Here is a 16,033-nt window from a genome sequence, read left to right as displayed (position 1 = left end):
GCATAAACCTTCCCGTAAAATGCGCGCACACTTAAACGACAATAGAGCCCTTTGTCATTGAGGTCGTTAAATGAGACTCAGTAAATACAATAAAAGTTTGGGGATTTTGTCATTAATTGCAGGCGCTGTATTACTCAGTGGCTGCGATAGTGCGTTGTTAAATCCCAAAGGACAGATTGCACTGGAGCAACGTTCGTTGATTCTGACAGCTTTCGGCTTGATGATGATCGTAGTTATCCCGGCAGTCTTCATGGCAGTATTCTTTGCCTGGAAATATCGGGCAACCAATACTAACGCAACATATAGCCCTAACTGGTCACACTCAAACAAAGTGGAAGCCGTGGTCTGGACCATTCCGATCCTGATCATTATCTTCCTCGGCGTTTTGACCTGGAAATCAACCCACGCGCTGGAGCCGAGCAAACCGCTGGTTTCTGACGTTAAACCGGTTGAGATCGACGTAGTGGCACTGGACTGGAAATGGCTGTTCATTTACCCGGAACAGGGTATTGCAACCGTCAACCAGATTGCCTTCCCGGCAAACACTCCGGTGAACTTCAAGATCACCTCCAACTCCGTGATGAACTCCTTCTTTATTCCTACTCTCGGCAGCCAGATCTATGCGATGGCCGGTATGCAGACCAAATTGCATCTGATCGCCAACGAGCCAGGAACATTTGACGGTATCTCTGCGAACTTCAGTGGTCGTGGTTTCTCTGGCATGAAGTTCAAAGCCATTGCAACTAAAGACGATGCGGAATTCCAGCAGTGGGTTGCCAAAGTTAAAGCGGCACCTAACGCGCTGAACACCATGGATGATTTCGAGAAACTGGCTACGCCAAGCGAAAATCACCCGGTGGAATATTTCTCAACGGCAAATCCAGAACTGTTCAAGCAAGTAATTGATAAGTTCATGATGAGCCACGGGAAGATGGACATGCCAGAACATAAAGGCATGGACATGAGTCACGCCGCTTCCGCGGGAGCCGAGGAATAATACGATGTTCGGAAAATTAACACTGGATGCAGTGCCATACCACGAACCCATTATCGTGGTTACGGTCGCCGCTATCATCTTAGGTGGTCTGGCGCTGGTTGCTGCGATTACCTACTTTGGTAAGTGGCAGTACCTGTGGTCAGAATGGTTCACCTCCATTGACCACAAAAAACTGGGTATCATGTACATCATCATGGCTTTCGTCATGTTGCTGCGCGGCTTTGCCGATGCGGTAATGATGCGTACCCAACAAGTGATGGCTTCCGCTGGGGAAGCCGGCATACTACCGCCGCACCACTACGACCAGATCTTCACCGCTCACGGCGTGATCATGATCTTCTTCGTGGCGATGCCGTTCGTGGTAGGTCTGATGAACATCGCGGTACCGCTGCAAATCGGTGCTCGTGACGTTGCCTTCCCGTTCCTGAACAACCTGAGCTTCTGGTTTACCGCGATCGGTGTGATCCTGGTGAACATCTCTCTGGGTGTGGGCGAGTTCGCACAGACCGGCTGGTTGGCTTATCCGCCGCTTTCGGGTGCGGAGTACAGTCCTGGCGTCGGGGTCGATTACTGGATCTGGAGTCTCCAGCTGTCCGGTATCGGTACGACACTGACCGGTATCAACTTCTTCGTGACCATTCTGAAGATGCGTGCGCCGGGCATGGACCTGTTCAAAATGCCGGTATTCACCTGGGCATCACTGTGTACTAACGTCCTGATCATCGCTGCGTTCCCGGTACTGACCGTTACGCTGGCACTGTTGACGCTTGACCGTTACCTTGGCTTCCATTTCTTCACCAATGAAATGGGCGGTAACATGATGATGTACGTCAACCTGATTTGGGTCTGGGGTCACCCGGAAGTGTACATCCTGGTTCTGCCGGTGTTTGGTGTCTTCGCTGAAGTCACGGCGACCTTCTCTAAAAAGCGTCTGTTCGGTTATACCTCTCTGGTGTGGGCGACCATCGCGATTACCGTTCTGTCGTTCATCGTTTGGCTGCACCACTTCTTCACCATGGGTGCGGGCGCGAACGTAAACGCCTTCTTCGGTATCATGACGATGATCATCGCTATCCCGACCGGCGTGAAAATCTTCAACTGGCTGTTCACCATGTATCAGGGTCGCGTTGAGTTCCACTCAGCGATGCTGTGGACCATCGGCTTCCTGGTTACCTTCTCTATTGGTGGTATGACAGGTGTTCTGCTGGCGGTTCCAGGTGCGGACTTCATTCTGCACAACAGCCTGTTCCTGATCGCCCACTTCCATAACGTGATTATCGGTGGTGTGGTGTTCGGTTGTATGGCTGGCGTGACCTACTGGTTCCCGAAAGCGTTCGGCTTCACGCTGAACGAAAAATGGGGTATCCGCGCGTTCTGGTTCTGGATCATCGGCTTCTTCGTGGCATTCATGCCGCTGTATGCGCTGGGCTTCATGGGCATGACGCGTCGTATCAGCCAGGACATCGATCCTCAGTTCCACTCACTGCTGGTGGTTGCAGCAGGCGGTGCGGCGCTGATCGCTTGCGGTATCCTGTGCCAGGTTACCCAGTTCTACGTTTCTGTACGTGATCGCGACCAGAACCGTGATCTGACCGGTGACCCGTGGGGTGGACGTACGCTGGAGTGGGCAACCTCTTCACCGCCGCCGTTCTACAACTTTGCTGTTATCCCGCATATCCATGAGCGCGATGCGTTCTGGGAAATGAAAGAGAAAGGCGAAGCGTACAAGCAGCCAGAAAAATATGAAGAAATTCATATGCCGAAAAACAGTGGCGCAGCTGTTGTTATCGCGGCTCTGATGACTGTGTTCGGTTTCGCCATGATCTGGCATATCTGGTGGCTGGCTGGCCTCACCTTCGTGGGCACCATCATCACCTGGATTGTGAAGAGCTTCGATGAAGACGTGGATTACTACGTACCGGTTGCTGAAGTCGAGCAGATCGAGAAGAAGCACTTTGACGAAATCAGCAAAGCAGGTCTGAAATAATGTCAACTGAAACTGCAAAACACCACCACGACGCCCATGCGGAGCATGGGCATCACGATGCAGGAGCCAATAAAGTCTTTGGCTTCTGGATCTACCTGATGAGTGACTGCATTATCTTCGCAACCCTGTTTGCGACCTATGCAGTTATGGTCAATAACACTGCCGGTGGCCCGGCAGGTAAAGACATCTTCGAACTGCCGTTCGTTCTGGTCGAAACCGCGCTGCTGCTGCTCAGCTCCATTACCTATGGTATGGCAGTGATTGCGATGAACAACCAGAACAAGGGCTCGGTCATCAGCTGGTTAGCGTTGACCTTCCTGTTCGGTGCTGGCTTTATCGGCATGGAAATCTATGAATTCCATCACCTGATCAAAGAAGGCTTCGGTCCCGATCGCAGCGGCTTCCTGTCAGCGTTCTTTACGCTGGTCGGCACGCACGGTCTGCACGTGACCTCTGGCCTGATCTGGATGGCAGTGATGATGTTCCAGATTTCTAAACGTGGTCTGACTGCAACCAACCGCACCCGTATCATGTGCCTGAGCTTGTTCTGGCACTTCCTGGATGTGGTTTGGATCTGCGTATTCACCGTTGTCTACCTGATGGGAGCCATGTAATGAGTCATTCTGTTAACGAACATGGCGCTTCTCACGGTAGCGTGAAGTCTTACATGATCGGCTTCGTCCTCTCTATCATCCTGACCGGTATTCCGTTCTGGATGGTCATGGATGGCGGCGCTTCACACGGCACTATTCTGGGTGTGGTTCTGGTGTGTGCGGTAGTGCAGGTGCTGGTTCACCTGGTCTACTTCCTGCACTTAGACAGCAAATCAGAAGGTGGCTGGAACATGGTGGCCATTGTCTTCTCAGCACTCATCATCTTGATTGTTGTCGTAGGCTCACTGTGGATTATGTGGAACCTCAACTACAACATGATGGCCCACTAAAGAGTCGCGTAATGATTAAGCAATACCTGCAAGTAACAAAACCAGGAATTATTTTCGGCAATTTAATTTCTGTGATCGGTGGATTCCTGCTGGCTTCGAAAGGCAGCATTGATTACACCCTGTTTCTCGCCTCGCTGGTTGGCGTATCGCTGGTTGTCGCATCAGGTTGTGTTTTCAACAACGTGATTGACCGCGATATCGACATCAAAATGGAGAGAACGCGGAACCGTGTTCTGGTCAAAGGCCTGATCTCGGCGAAAGTAAGCCTGGTTTATGCAACCGCATTGGGTATTGCTGGCTTTGCGTTGCTGTATTTCGGCGCTAACCCGCTGGCCATGTGGCTGGCGGTGATGGGCTTCGTGGTTTACGTAGGCGTGTATAGCCTCTATATGAAGCGTAACTCTGTCTACGGCACGCTGATTGGTAGTCTCTCTGGCGCTGCGCCGCCGGTGATTGGCTACTGCGCAGTGACCAACCAGTTTGATGCTGGCGCGTTGATTTTACTGGCTATCTTTAGCCTGTGGCAGATGCCGCACTCCTATGCGATTGCCATCTTCCGCTTTAAAGATTACCAGGCTGCCAACATCCCGGTTCTGCCAGTGGTGAAAGGCATCTCGGTGGCAAAAAATCATATTACGCTGTATATCCTGGCGTTCATGATTGCCACGCTGATGCTGACCCTTGGCGGTTACGCGGGCTACAAATATCTGGTGGTGGCTGCGGCCGTTAGCGTGTGGTGGCTCGGGATGGCGCTTTCAGGTTACAAAACCTCAAACGATAAAGTTTGGGCGCGTAAACTGTTTGTGTTCTCGATTGTCGCTATCACCGCTCTGAGCGTGATGATGTCCGTTGATTTCATGACGCCAGCGTCGAAAGATTTACTGACTTACGTCTGGTAATTCAGCTCCGCAAAACCAGAAAGGGCGCGAATTTCGCGCCCTTTCTTTTTGTTACCACTGCTTAAGAACAAATGTTTTACCCGCCCTGCCCTGCTGCCTAAAATGGGCGCAGTATAATTTTGAGGTAAACATGAACGACAATAAAATGACGCCAGTAGAGCTTCGTGCTACATGGGGTTTAGGTACCGTTTTTTCCCTGCGCATGTTGGGAATGTTTATGGTCTTGCCGGTACTCACCACGTACGGCATGGCGTTACAGGGCGCCAGTGAAACACTGATTGGGTTCGCAATCGGTATCTATGGTTTGGCACAAGCCATCTTCCAGATTCCTTTTGGTCTGCTCTCCGATCGCGTCGGCCGAAAGCCGCTGATCGTTGGCGGGCTGCTGCTGTTCGTTTTCGGCAGCGTGATCGCCGCCACCTCCGACACCATTTGGGGCGTGATTTTAGGCCGCGCGTTACAAGGCTCCGGCGCGATTGCCGCTGCGGTAATGGCGTTGCTGTCAGATTTAACCCGTGAACAAAACCGCACCAAGGCGATGGCGTTTATCGGCATCAGCTTTGGCGTCACTTTTGCTATTGCGATGGTAGTTGGCCCGATTGTCACCCACGCACTCGGCTTGCACGCGCTGTTCTGGATGATCGCCATCCTCGCGACGCTGGGCATCGTCATCACCTTATTAGTGGTGCCGAACGCACCAAACCACGTATTGAACCGCGAATCCGGCATGGTGAAAGGCAGTATCCGCGCGGTGTTGACCAATCCAAAACTGTTAAAACTGAATATCGGCATTCTCTGCCTGCACATTCTGCTGATGTCGAGCTTCGTGGCGCTGCCGGGACAGTTTGAACAAGCCGGTTTACCGGCGGCCGAGCACTGGAAAGTCTATCTGGTGACGATGCTGGTGGCCTTTGTGGCCGTGGTGCCTTTCATTATCTATGCCGAAGTGAAGCGCCGCATGAAGCGCGTGTTTGTCGGCTGCGTGGCGATCATCATCATTGCAGAAATCGTATTGTGGGGCGCGGCAGGCCACTTCTGGACGCTGGTGATTGGTGTGCAGCTGTTCTTCCTCGCCTTCAACCTGATGGAAGCGATTCTGCCATCACTGATCAGCAAAGAGTCGCCGCCGGGCTACAAAGGCACCGCGATGGGCATCTACTCCACCAGCCAGTTCATTGGTGTGGCGATTGGCGGCAGCATGGGCGGATGGATCTATGGTCATGTTGATGCCGAAAGCGTGTTCCTGGTTGGTGCGATTGTCGCGGCTGCCTGGCTGTTTGTGGCGATGTCGATGCAGGAACCGCCTTACGTCAGCAGCCTGCGCATTATGCTCAGCGATGCGGTGCTGGCGGTGCCTAATCTGGAGAAGCGTTTGAAAGCGCAGCCCGGCGTGGCGTCGGTGTTTATCGTGCCAGAAGAGAAAAGTGCTTACATCAAAATCGACAGTAAAGTGACGAGCCGCGTCGAACTCGAAGCGCTGCTCGCCAGTTGCTAAGTGACCAGCCCGACCATCGCGTCGGGCTTTTTGTTACAGCGACATATCCACCACGATGCGCCCTTCAATCTTGCCAGCGTGCATCCGCGCGAAGATATCGTTGATGTTAGTCAGCGGTTCTACCGCTACGGTGGCTTTCACCTTGTGACGACCGGCGAAATCCAGCGCTTCCTGCAGATCTTTGCGCGTCCCGACGATGGAACCGCGCACCGTAATGCCGTCCAACACCATATCGAAAATCGACAGATCGAATTTGCCCGGCGGCAAACCGTTCAGCACCATGGTGCCGCCACGACGCAGCGTACCAATCGCCTGTTCGAACGCTTTTGGTGAAACCGCCGTGACCAGCACGCCATGCGCGCCGCCAAAACTTTCCTGGAACACCTTGGCCGGATCGACATTTTTCGCATTCGCCACCACGCTGGCACCGAGACGTTTAGCGAATGCCAGTTTCTCATCATCAATATCCACCGCCGCCACGTTCAGACCCATGGCAACCGCGTACTGCACCGCCATATGTCCTAAACCGCCGATACCGGAAATCACCACCCAATCGCCGGGTTTGGTGTCGGTCATTTTCAGCCCTTTATACACGGTGACGCCGGCACAGAGGATTGGCGCGATTTCGTTGTAATCGACGTTATCCGGAATGATGCCGACATAGTTGGCATCGGCGAGGCAGTATTCCGCGAAGCTGCCATTCACTGAGTAACCGGCATTTTGCTGCGACAGACACAGCGTTTCCCAGCTATCGAGACAGTGTTCGCAGTGACCGCACGCCGAATAGAGCCATGGCACACCGACGCGATCGCCCATTTTCAGGTGCTTAACGCCCTCGCCGAGCGCCACAACCTGGCCCACACCTTCGTGGCCCGGAATAAACGGCGGATTGGGTTTAATCGGCCAGTCGCCTTCGGCCGCGTGAAGATCGGTATGGCACACGCCGGTAGCCGCAATCTTCACTAAAATCTGCCCCGGCCCGACCTGCGGCACCGGCACCTGCTCAATCACTAACGGTTCACCAAAAGCCTTCACAACAGCGGCTTTCATGGTGGTTTTGATTTGCATATTCATCTTTCACTCTCCACTTGAACGGATGCGGACTTAGAACAGGCCCAAAGGCGCGGTGCCATAGCTAACCAGCAGATTTTTGGTTTGTTGATAGGCGCTGAGCGCCATTTTGTGCGTCTCACGGCCTACACCCGACTGCTTGTAGCCGCCGAATGCCGCGTGAGCGGGATAGATGTGATAACAGTTGGTCCAGACGCGCCCGGCTTTGATGCCGCGTCCCATGCGATAAGCCAGATTGGTATCGCGCGTCCACACGCCCGCACCAAGACCGAACTGGGTTTCGTTGGCGATGGCGAGGGCTTCTGCCTCATCCTTAAAGGTGGTAACACCAATCACCGGCCCAAAAATCTCCTCCTGGAAACAGCGCATCTGGTTGGTTCCTTTGATTAAGGTCGGCTGAATGTAGAATCCATCATTCAGCTCGGTGGCCATGCTGGCGCGATCGCCACCGGTGAGAATTTGCCCGCCTTCGTCGCGTGCGATGTTGATATACGACAGGATTTTATCGAATTGCTGGCGTGAAGCCTGTGCACCAATCATGGTGTCGCTATCGAGCGGATCGCCGCGACGGATGTTCGCCACCTTGGCCATCACGCGATCCATAAAGGGTTGATAGATCGATTCATGAATCAAGGCGCGCGATGGACAGGTACAGACTTCCCCCTGATTGAAGAAACCGAGTACTAACCCTTCCACCGCCTTCTCAATAAACTCGTCCTCACCATCCATCACATCAGCGAAGTAGATATTCGGCGACTTGCCGCCCAGCTCGACGGTGCAGGGAATGATGTTTTCAGCAGCGCAGGCCATAATGTGGCGCCCCACCGGCGTTGAACCGGTGAAGGCGATTTTGGCGATGCGTTTGCTGGTCGCCAGCGCTTCACCCGCTTCACGACCAAAGCCCTGCACCACATTCAACACGCCAGCCGGGAACAGATCGCCAATCACCTCCATCAGCAGCGTAATGCCCAGCGGCGTCTGTTCCGCCGGTTTCAGCACCACACAGTTGCCCGCCGCCAGCGCTGGCGCCAGTTTCCACGCCGCCATTAACAGCGGGAAGTTCCACGGAATGATTTGCCCAACCACACCGAGCGGTTCATGGAAGTGATATGCCACGGTGGTTTCATCGATCTCCGCGGTGCTGCCCTCTTGCGCGCGCAGGCAACCGGCGAAGTAACGGAAGTGATCCACCGCCAGCGGCAGATCGGCGTTCAGGGTTTCGCGAATAGGTTTACCGTTATCCCAGCTCTCCGCTACCGCCAGTTTTTCGAGATTGGCCTCAATGCGATCCGCCACCTGCAACAGGATGTTGGCGCGATGCTGCACGCTGGTTTTTCCCCAGGCATCGGCCGCCTGATGCGCCGCATCCAACGCTAAATCGATATCGCGCGCATCCGAACGCGGGAACTGCGCGATATCGCTGCCATTCACTGGCGAGGTGTTAGTGAAGTATTGGCCGCTGAGCGGCTCGACGAATTTGCCCGCAATGTAGTTGCCGTAAATCGCCTGGAATGAAACCAAAGCGCCGGGCGTACCGGGATGTGCATAACGCATCGCAAACTCCTTTATGTAGGGTCAGATATTCTGAAGGCTCAGTCGCCTTCCAGAAAACGTGCTGTCAGAGGAGCTATTGCAGCGGGCGTGCCAGCTTTTTTCATCAGACGATATTTCATTAAAAAACCAATATCATCATTAAGTTAAGAGCCGCCGCACAACATGACCTGGCTATGTTGTGCAGAAAAGTTCACCATCTGTGTTGCGTATCGCAACAGTACAGAAACCGACCCGCTACAATGTCGCAACACTTTCGCTTGGGCATGAGGTCATCAATGCAGGGACATCCATCCGCGTCTGCCGTTAACGCCAATCCGCTATTAAGCGACTCCTGGTTCCGTAGCCAGCTGTATGGTCTCGATCGCACCGCCGATGATTTTCCGCGTGTTCGCCAGGGTGAACTGGCCGATGTGCTTGCCAGCAATGCCGGGCTGCAGCAATTCGCGCAGCCGGTGATCAAACAGCTGGCGCAGAAGCTGGCCGAGAAGCAATCGGTGGTGATTTTGTCGGATGCCACCGGTCTGGTGCTCAATACCTTTGGCGATATGCCCTCGCTGGAAAAAGCCCAACGTTATGCGCTGGCGCCGGGTAATTTATGGAGTGAATGCGGGCGTGGCACCAATGCGATTGGCACCGCGCTGGCGATTGATGATGGCTGCGAGATTCAAGGCCATCAGCACTTCCTGACGCTCAATCAAGGTTTGTACTGTGCGGCGATGCCGCTGCAAATGCCCAACGGTCAGATTGCTGGCGTGCTGGATATTTCCGGCCCGGCGCACTTCCCGCATCCGCAGACCTTTAGCTGGGTGAAAGCTGCGGCGAAACAGATCGAATATTTGTGGGTGAAGCAGAGCCTGCACCCGCAGCAATGGTTGATGAGCCTGCATCTGCAGCCGCAGGGTATTGATACCAGCGATGAACTGCTGCTGGTGTTCTCGGATAACGTCCTGACCGCCGCCAATCGTCTGGCGATGCGCGAACTGGCGCTGAGCGTCGGGCAACTCGGCAGCGTGACCTTTCAACAACTGTTTCCGCAACAGCAGCAGCACGCCAACAGCATTCCCGCTCCGCTCGATTACGCTACGCAGCGCTACTATTTTCGCCTGCGAGCACCGCAGCGCAGCCATTTTGCCACGCCGAGCGAACCCGCCAGCGAGCTGCCTTTCTCACTGGGGCGCGATGGCGAGAAGATGGTGCGACTGCTCAATGCCGGCGTTTCACTGTGCATTCACGGCGAAACCGGCAGCGGCAAAGAGTATGTCAGCCGCGCACTGCATCAGCAAAGCCGCTGGCGCGAAGGCAAATTCGTTGCCATTAACTGCGCGGCCATCCCCGAAGCGCTGATTGAATCTGAGCTGTTTGGCTATCAACCCGGCGCGTTCACCGGCGCGAGCAAGAATGGTTACATCGGCAAAATCCGTGAAGCGGATGGCGGCGTGCTGTTCCTTGATGAAATTGGCGATATGCCGCTGGCACTACAAACCCGCTTGCTACGCGTGTTGCAGGAGAAAGAGGTGGCGCCGCTCGGATCCAGCCGCAGCTGGCCGGTGAATTTCGCGGTGATCAGCGCCACGCACCGCGATTTGGCACAGCGCGTGGCCGAAGGCGAATTCCGCGAAGATTTGCTCTATCGCCTGCAGGAATTCTCGATGACCATTCCGCCGCTGCGCGCCTGGCCGGATGTGGAAGGTTTTATCCGTCGATTATGGCTGGAGCTGGGCGGCGCGGATCGCGATATTCAGCTCTCACCTGCGCTGTTGACGGCTCTGGCGCAGCTGCCGTGGCCGGGTAACGTGCGGCAATTGCGCAGCTTGTTACGCGTGCTGTTGGCACTGGCGGATGAAGGTGAAGAAGTGACAGAGGTGCATTTACCGGCAGAGTATCGGCGTGCGGCGGTGCAGCCACAGTCCGATCGGCAGAGTCATGATAGGCGGTTGATCAGCGAAACGCTGCAGCGCTTCAATGGTAATATCAGTAAAACGGCGGAAGCCTTAGGCGTCGCGCGCAGCACGCTTTATCGTCGTGCGGCGCGCGACAAACGCGATTAGTCGCGGAAGTTTTTGAACTGGAAAGGCTGACCGAGGTTGCCACCGCGCACCAGCGCCATCGCACCTTGCAGGTCGTCGCGTGACTTACCGGTTACGCGCAGTTCTTCACCCTGAATCTGCGTCTGCACTTTCAGCTTGCTGTCTTTAATCAGCTTCACCAGCTTTTTCGCGATATCGCTTTCGATACCTTTCTTCAGCTTGGCTTCCACCGACCAGCTTTTACCGCTGTGCACGATCTCTTCTGGCACTTCAATCGCCGCGCCTTCAATGCCACGCTTCAGCAGCTTTTCGCGCAGAATATCCACCAGCTGCTTGACCTGGAAATCAGATTCGCTGCTGAGTTTGATGGTCTCGTTCTTTTCGTTGAGCTCAATGGTTGCACTCACGTTACGGAAATCGAAACGAGTTGAGATCTCGCGGTTCGCATTCTCCACGGCATTTCGCACTTCCGACAATTCGACTTCGGAAACGATATCGAAAGATGGCATCTTTTCTTCTCCTGATACTAAAGTGACATGCATAATACGCGTCTTGTGGCGCTAATAAAACACGATACGCGGAAAGCTATACTTACCCGTAACGTGAAAACAGGAACCCGCCCACGGGAGGCAAAATGAAAATTACCGTGTTGGGGTGTGGCGCCTTAGGTCAAATTTGGCTCGCCGCTCTCGCCCGTCAGGGACATGAGGTGCAGGGCTGGTTACGTGTACCGCAGCCCTATTGCTCAGCCAACGTAGTCGATCCGCAAGGCGAGGTGAGCAATCACACCTTTATTGCCAACGATCCGCTGTTCCTCGCCGAAAGCCAGCTGTTACTGGTGACGCTCAAAGCGCCCCAGGTTTCACCTGCGGTGAAAAATCTGCAAAGCGTGCTGCCGACGCACGCGCCAATTCTGCTGCTGCATAACGGCATGGGAACGTTGGAAGAGCTGAAAGATTTGCGTCAGCCGCTGTTGCGCGGCATCACCACGCACGCGGCAATGCGCGACGGCACGGTGATTAAGCATATTGCGCACGGCATCACCCATATCGGCCCTGCTAATCGTGAGAGCGCCGCACTCAGCGATATCGCTGATATTCTGCATCAGGCGCTGCCGGATGTGGCCTGGCATGACAACATCGCCGCCGCCAGCTGGCGCAAGCTGGCAATCAACTGCGTGATCAATCCGATGACCGTCGAGCACGATTGCCAGAACGGGGCGCTGCGCGCCTGGCCGGAACAAGTCGCGCTGCTGTGCGAAGAGATCGCCTGGGTGATGGAGCGCGAAGGCCAGCACATGGCGGTGGATAATCTGCGCGACATCATTTACGACGTGATCGAGAGCACCGCCGCCAATACCTCATCAATGTTGCAGGATGTGCGCGCGCAGCGTCTGACCGAAATTGATTACATCACCGGCTACCTGTTGCGTCGCGCCCGCGCGCAGGGCATTTCACTGCCGGAAAACACCCGTTTGTACGATCTGATTAAACGTAAGGAGTCCCACTATGAGCGCGAACGCATCGGTTCTGGTTTGCCTGGCACATGGAAGTGAAGAGACCGAAGCGGTCACTACTATCGATTTGCTGGTACGCGGCGGTTTAAGCGTCACCACCGCCAGTGTGGAGAGCGATGGCACGCGTGAGATCGTCTGTTCGCGCGGCGTACGGCTGCTGGCGGATGCGCCTTTGGTTGAGGTGGCAGATAACGACTACGATGCGATTGTGCTGCCCGGCGGTTTGAAAGGCGCGCAGACCTTCCGCGACAGCCCGTTATTGGTGGAAACCGTGCGCCAGTTCCATCTCTCCAGCAAGATTGTGGCGGCGATTTGTGCCGCGCCGGGCACGGTTTTGGTCGCGCACGATCTGTTTCCCGTCGGCAATATGACCGGTTTTCCCGGCCTCCGTGACACCATTCCCGACAGCAAATGGATGGAGCGCCGCGTGGTGTGGGATCCGCGCGTTAATCTGCTGACCAGCCAGGGACCGGGCACCGCAATGGATTTTGCGTTGAAGCTGATTGATTTGCTGGTGGATAAAGAGACCGCGCGTGAAGTGGCTTCACAGCTGGTGCTGGCGGCAGGGATTTATAATTATCAGGAGTTTGAAGAGCGGTAACGTTGTTACAACAGACTGCACATGATTGTAGCGGCGCGATTAATTGCGCATTTCACTGCAACACTGATGCCGCATGAAATACGCGTGATTCATCGCGCCGCTACGATTTATCGCTTATGGACGATAAACCTTCACGTTTTTGAAGCCCTGCTCATGCAGATAGAGCGCCTGCAGGCGACTCATCACACCGCGATCGCAATACAGCAGCCAGGTTTTACTCTGGTCCAGGTCGCCAAACTGGGTGCTGAGTTTGTAGAACGCCAGAGTTTTCACTTCAACGCCTTCGACGATCAGCGGATTCGCCTCCTGCTCATCGGCCGAACGGATATCCAACACCACGTCATTGCTGATGAAGGAGTCAACGGTTTCAACTTCCACCACTTCTTCTTCCGTCTGCTCGGCGATTTCACGGATATCGACGTTGCTGGCTTCCTGCACCACGCGATGAAGGATCTCGAAATCGAAGTTTTGCTCTTCCGCTTCGATTTTGCCCTTCACCGCTTTAACGGTTGGGCTTTTCGAAATCACGCCGCAATATTCTGGCATGGTGCGGGCAAAATCTTCTGTGCCGATCTTACGCGCCACATCAATGATGTGCTCTTTGTCATGGGAGATCAGCGGACGCAGGATCAGCGTATCGGAGGCGTTATCGATCAAACGCAGGTTGGTCAGCGTCTGGCTGGAAACCTGGCCCAGCGCTTCGCCGGTCACCAGCGCCTGCACGCCGTAACGTTCTGCTACCATCGACGCCGCACGCACCATCATACGCTTCAGCACCACGCCCATTTGGCCGTCGTCCACTTTCTCCAGAATCTCACCGACTACCGGCTCGAAGTTGATCGCTACGAAACGTACGCGGTGTGAGCGACCAAAGCGCTGCCACAGGTAGTGTGCAACCTGGCGCACGCCAATCTCGTGTGCCGCACCGCCAAGGTTGAAGAAGCAGTAATGCACGCGGCAGCCGCGACGCATCAGCATGTAGCTCGAGACACCAGAATCAAAACCGCCGGAAATCAGTGACAGAACATCTTCCTGGGTACCAATCGGGAATCCGCCTAAGCCTTCATAGCGTGCGGTGATCAGCAACAGGCGATCGTCGTCGATCTCCAGATTCACCGTTTCATCCGGACGATTGAGCTGCACGCGCGCGCTGGCGATGTGTTGATTAAGGCCGCCGCCAACGTAGCGTTCTACGTCCTGCGAGCTGAAGCTGTGCTTGCCGCGACGCTTGACGCGCACGCAGAAGCTTTTGCCTTCCAGACGCTCGCGGTTCAGCACCAGCGTCTGCTCGAAGATGTCGTGCATATCGGTGTAGGCGCGATCTTCCACCGCCAGCACATGGTGAATGCCCGGAATGCGCGTCAGTTCGGTGACAAGGGTCTCGCGCAGCGACTCATTCTTAGAACGCACTTCAATGTGGTCCCAATGGCGCACGACTTTAATCTCTTCATCCACGGTGCGCAGAATATTACGAATGCTACTGGAGAGAATTTTGATAAAGCGCAGACGCACCGACTGACTTTTGATGGTGATTTCTGGAAACAGCTTGACGATAAACTTCATGGCGACAGGGGTTCGTTTGGACAAATAAGTGCTAAAAGCATCGGCACTTAACTGTTAAAATCATATAATTGCGGGTTAATTCAGGAGCCCCCGCATCCGAGGCGCAAAAGTATATCACCTTTGCCGGGTGACTGCTTTAAGCAACCTTCATCACATTCATTATTTTGCTAATTAATCCTCGTCAGCTACCATGACCGATTGCAAGATGATCTCCTAACCTGTGAGTCGACACTGATTATGCCGAAAAAAGCCGAAGCGCCTGCCAGTTTTGAAAGCGCATTAGAGCAGCTGGAACAGATTGTCAGCCGCCTGGAAAGTGGCGAGCTGCCGTTAGAGCAGGCGCTGAACGAATTTGAACGCGGCGTACAATTGGCACGTACCGGTCAGCAAACCCTGCAGCAGGCAGAGCAGCGTGTGCAAATTCTGCTTAGCGATGAGAAAGATGCCGCCCTCGCCCCTTTTACCCCGGAAAATGAGTAATGGATTTCGCTAAACTGCTGAGCGCTTACCATCAACGCGTTAACCAGGCATTGACGCGCTTAATAGATCCACTTCCTTTTCAGAGTTCTCCTCTGGTGAATGCCATGGAGTATGGGGCATTATTAGGCGGTAAGCGTCTGCGTCCCTTTCTGGTGTACGCAACAGGCGAAATGCTAAAGGCCGATGCCGCCAGCCTCGATGTGCCGGCTGCGGCCGTGGAATGCATCCATGCTTATTCCCTGATACATGACGATCTGCCGGCGATGGACGACGATGCGTTACGCCGCGGGCAGCTAACCTGCCATATTAAATATGGTGAAGACACGGCGATTCTCGCCGGCGATGCTCTGCAAACTTTGGCCTTTTCGATTCTGGCCGATCAGCCGATGCCCGGCGTCAGCGCCGACGCGCGTATTGCGATGATTTCCGAACTGGCGCAGGCCAGCGGCGTAGCAGGCATGTGCGGCGGTCAGGCACTGGATTTGGCGGCGGAAGGCAAAAGCATCGATCTGGCGCAGCTGGAACAGATTCACCGCCATAAAACCGGCGCGTTAATTCGCGCCGCGGTACGTCTTGGCGCATTAGCCGCCGGCGATCGTGGCCGCGCCGCGATGCCGCTGCTGGATACCTACGCCAATGCCATCGGACTGGCGTTTCAGGTGCAGGATGACATCCTCGATGTGGTCGGCGATACCGCCGTGTTAGGAAAAACACAGGGCGCGGATCAGGCATTGGGTAAAAGCACCTATCCTTCATTGATGGGGCTGGAAAATGCCCGCAGTAAAGCCTGGGATCTTTATCAAGAGGCGCTCGGCGCGCTCGATATTCTGGCGGCACAGTCTTACAACACACTCGCCTTACAAGCGCTGGCAAGCTTCATAATTGAACGCGATAAATAAC

General features: G+C 54.7%; 15 protein-coding genes. 11 read left to right on the top strand and 4 right to left on the bottom strand.

From position 1 onward, the window contains the following. The first annotated feature begins 70 nt into the window (after nucleotides 1-70). From cyoA to FCN45_RS04755, 6 genes are all read left to right on the top strand, one after another. A complete protein-coding gene (gene cyoA / locus FCN45_RS04780) occupies nucleotides 71-997 on the top strand; it encodes a cytochrome o ubiquinol oxidase subunit II (protein WP_101762426.1) in 927 nt (308 codons plus the stop codon). Nucleotides 998-1,001: 4 nt separating this feature from the next. Then, the gene (gene cyoB, locus FCN45_RS04775; RefSeq protein WP_101762427.1) at nucleotides 1,002-2,984 is read left to right on the top strand and encodes a cytochrome o ubiquinol oxidase subunit I; all 1,983 of its coding nucleotides are present in this window, start codon (nucleotides 1,002-1,004) and stop codon (nucleotides 2,982-2,984) included. Further along, nucleotides 2,984-3,598, top strand: a complete 615-nt coding sequence (locus tag FCN45_RS04770; protein ID WP_007886985.1) for a cytochrome o ubiquinol oxidase subunit III — start codon at nucleotides 2,984-2,986, stop codon at nucleotides 3,596-3,598. The genes cyoB and FCN45_RS04770 overlap by 1 nt, the downstream gene beginning before the upstream one ends. Next, nucleotides 3,598-3,927: a cytochrome o ubiquinol oxidase subunit IV gene (locus tag FCN45_RS04765; RefSeq protein ID WP_007886986.1), complete on the top strand. Its 330-nt coding sequence runs from the start codon at nucleotides 3,598-3,600 to the stop codon at nucleotides 3,925-3,927. Before FCN45_RS04770 ends, FCN45_RS04765 begins: the two co-directional genes overlap by 1 nt. Before the next feature lie 11 nt (nucleotides 3,928-3,938). After that, nucleotides 3,939-4,826 (top strand): heme o synthase, encoded by an 888-nt coding sequence (cyoE, locus tag FCN45_RS04760; RefSeq protein ID WP_008103945.1) that lies wholly within the window; start codon nucleotides 3,939-3,941, stop codon nucleotides 4,824-4,826. A gap of 130 nt (nucleotides 4,827-4,956) precedes the next feature. After that, entirely contained in the window at nucleotides 4,957-6,321 is a 1,365-nt protein-coding gene (locus FCN45_RS04755; protein ID WP_137385270.1) for an MFS transporter, read from the top strand. A 33-nt stretch (nucleotides 6,322-6,354) separates the two neighbouring features. Here the strand turns inward: FCN45_RS04755 and adhP are convergent, their stop codons facing one another. Next, the gene (adhP, locus tag FCN45_RS04750) at nucleotides 6,355-7,395 is read right to left on the bottom strand and encodes an alcohol dehydrogenase AdhP (protein ID WP_137385269.1); all 1,041 of its coding nucleotides are present in this window, start codon (nucleotides 7,393-7,395) and stop codon (nucleotides 6,355-6,357) included. Nucleotides 7,396-7,425: 30 nt separating this feature from the next. Beyond that, nucleotides 7,426-8,946 (bottom strand): aldehyde dehydrogenase family protein, encoded by a 1,521-nt coding sequence (locus FCN45_RS04745; protein WP_110867746.1) that lies wholly within the window; start codon nucleotides 8,944-8,946, stop codon nucleotides 7,426-7,428. Nucleotides 8,947-9,221: 275 nt separating this feature from the next. On the opposite strand from FCN45_RS04745, the gene FCN45_RS04740 reads away from it, so the two are divergent. Beyond that, the gene (locus tag FCN45_RS04740) at nucleotides 9,222-10,994 is read left to right on the top strand and encodes a sigma-54-dependent Fis family transcriptional regulator (RefSeq protein WP_137385268.1); all 1,773 of its coding nucleotides are present in this window, start codon (nucleotides 9,222-9,224) and stop codon (nucleotides 10,992-10,994) included. Here the strand turns inward: FCN45_RS04740 and FCN45_RS04735 are convergent. Then, nucleotides 10,991-11,482 carry a YajQ family cyclic di-GMP-binding protein gene (locus tag FCN45_RS04735; protein ID WP_101762432.1) on the bottom strand — a complete coding sequence of 164 codons (492 nt, stop codon included), beginning with the start codon at nucleotides 11,480-11,482 and terminating at the stop codon, nucleotides 10,991-10,993. The two genes, FCN45_RS04740 and FCN45_RS04735, sit on opposite strands and share 4 nt — an antisense overlap. A gap of 125 nt (nucleotides 11,483-11,607) precedes the next feature. On the opposite strand from FCN45_RS04735, the gene panE reads away from it, so the two are divergent. Together panE and yajL are read left to right on the top strand one after the other, a co-directional pair. Further along, entirely contained in the window at nucleotides 11,608-12,528 is a 921-nt protein-coding gene (gene panE / locus FCN45_RS04730) for a 2-dehydropantoate 2-reductase (protein WP_137385267.1), read from the top strand. Continuing rightward, the gene (yajL, locus tag FCN45_RS04725) at nucleotides 12,482-13,090 is read left to right on the top strand and encodes a protein deglycase YajL (RefSeq protein ID WP_137385266.1); all 609 of its coding nucleotides are present in this window, start codon (nucleotides 12,482-12,484) and stop codon (nucleotides 13,088-13,090) included. Before panE ends, yajL begins: the two co-directional genes overlap by 47 nt. Before the next feature lie 114 nt (nucleotides 13,091-13,204). Here the strand turns inward: yajL and thiI are convergent, their stop codons facing one another. Beyond that, complete coding sequence (gene thiI / locus FCN45_RS04720; protein ID WP_101762435.1) at nucleotides 13,205-14,653, bottom strand: tRNA uracil 4-sulfurtransferase ThiI; 1,449 nt, start codon at nucleotides 14,651-14,653, stop codon at nucleotides 13,205-13,207. Nucleotides 14,654-14,890: 237 nt separating this feature from the next. On the opposite strand from thiI, the gene xseB reads away from it, so the two are divergent. Together xseB and ispA are read left to right on the top strand one after the other, a co-directional pair. After that, a complete protein-coding gene (gene xseB, locus FCN45_RS04715) occupies nucleotides 14,891-15,133 on the top strand; it encodes an exodeoxyribonuclease VII small subunit (protein ID WP_101762436.1) in 243 nt (80 codons plus the stop codon). Next, nucleotides 15,133-16,032 carry a (2E,6E)-farnesyl diphosphate synthase gene (gene ispA / locus FCN45_RS04710; RefSeq protein ID WP_137385265.1) on the top strand — a complete coding sequence of 300 codons (900 nt, stop codon included), beginning with the start codon at nucleotides 15,133-15,135 and terminating at the stop codon, nucleotides 16,030-16,032. Before xseB ends, ispA begins: the two co-directional genes overlap by 1 nt. Nucleotide 16,033 lies beyond the last annotated feature (1 nt).

It is taken from the genome of Pantoea sp. SO10 (genome assembly GCF_005281435.1).
Lineage (GTDB): Bacteria > Pseudomonadota > Gammaproteobacteria > Enterobacterales > Enterobacteriaceae > Pantoea > Pantoea leporis.
The sequence above is the reverse complement of the archived record's forward strand: the minus strand, read 5'-3'. Positions and strand labels throughout refer to the sequence as shown.

Coding starts and splice junctions, on each gene's coding strand:
- cyoA (WP_101762426.1), top strand. CDS start 71: ATGAGACTCAGTAAATACAATAAAAGTTTGGGGATTTTGTCATTAATT.
- cyoB (WP_101762427.1), top strand. CDS start 1,002: ATGTTCGGAAAATTAACACTGGATGCAGTGCCATACCACGAACCCATT.
- FCN45_RS04770 (WP_007886985.1), top strand. CDS start 2,984: ATGTCAACTGAAACTGCAAAACACCACCACGACGCCCATGCGGAGCAT.
- FCN45_RS04765 (WP_007886986.1), top strand. CDS start 3,598: ATGAGTCATTCTGTTAACGAACATGGCGCTTCTCACGGTAGCGTGAAG.
- cyoE (WP_008103945.1), top strand. CDS start 3,939: ATGATTAAGCAATACCTGCAAGTAACAAAACCAGGAATTATTTTCGGC.
- FCN45_RS04755 (WP_137385270.1), top strand. CDS start 4,957: ATGAACGACAATAAAATGACGCCAGTAGAGCTTCGTGCTACATGGGGT.
- adhP (WP_137385269.1), bottom strand. CDS start 7,395: ATGAATATGCAAATCAAAACCACCATGAAAGCCGCTGTTGTGAAGGCT.
- FCN45_RS04745 (WP_110867746.1), bottom strand. CDS start 8,946: ATGCGTTATGCACATCCCGGTACGCCCGGCGCTTTGGTTTCATTCCAG.
- FCN45_RS04740 (WP_137385268.1), top strand. CDS start 9,222: ATGCAGGGACATCCATCCGCGTCTGCCGTTAACGCCAATCCGCTATTA.
- FCN45_RS04735 (WP_101762432.1), bottom strand. CDS start 11,482: ATGCCATCTTTCGATATCGTTTCCGAAGTCGAATTGTCGGAAGTGCGA.
- panE (WP_137385267.1), top strand. CDS start 11,608: ATGAAAATTACCGTGTTGGGGTGTGGCGCCTTAGGTCAAATTTGGCTC.
- yajL (WP_137385266.1), top strand. CDS start 12,482: ATGAGCGCGAACGCATCGGTTCTGGTTTGCCTGGCACATGGAAGTGAA.
- thiI (WP_101762435.1), bottom strand. CDS start 14,653: ATGAAGTTTATCGTCAAGCTGTTTCCAGAAATCACCATCAAAAGTCAG.
- xseB (WP_101762436.1), top strand. CDS start 14,891: ATGCCGAAAAAAGCCGAAGCGCCTGCCAGTTTTGAAAGCGCATTAGAG.
- ispA (WP_137385265.1), top strand. CDS start 15,133: ATGGATTTCGCTAAACTGCTGAGCGCTTACCATCAACGCGTTAACCAG.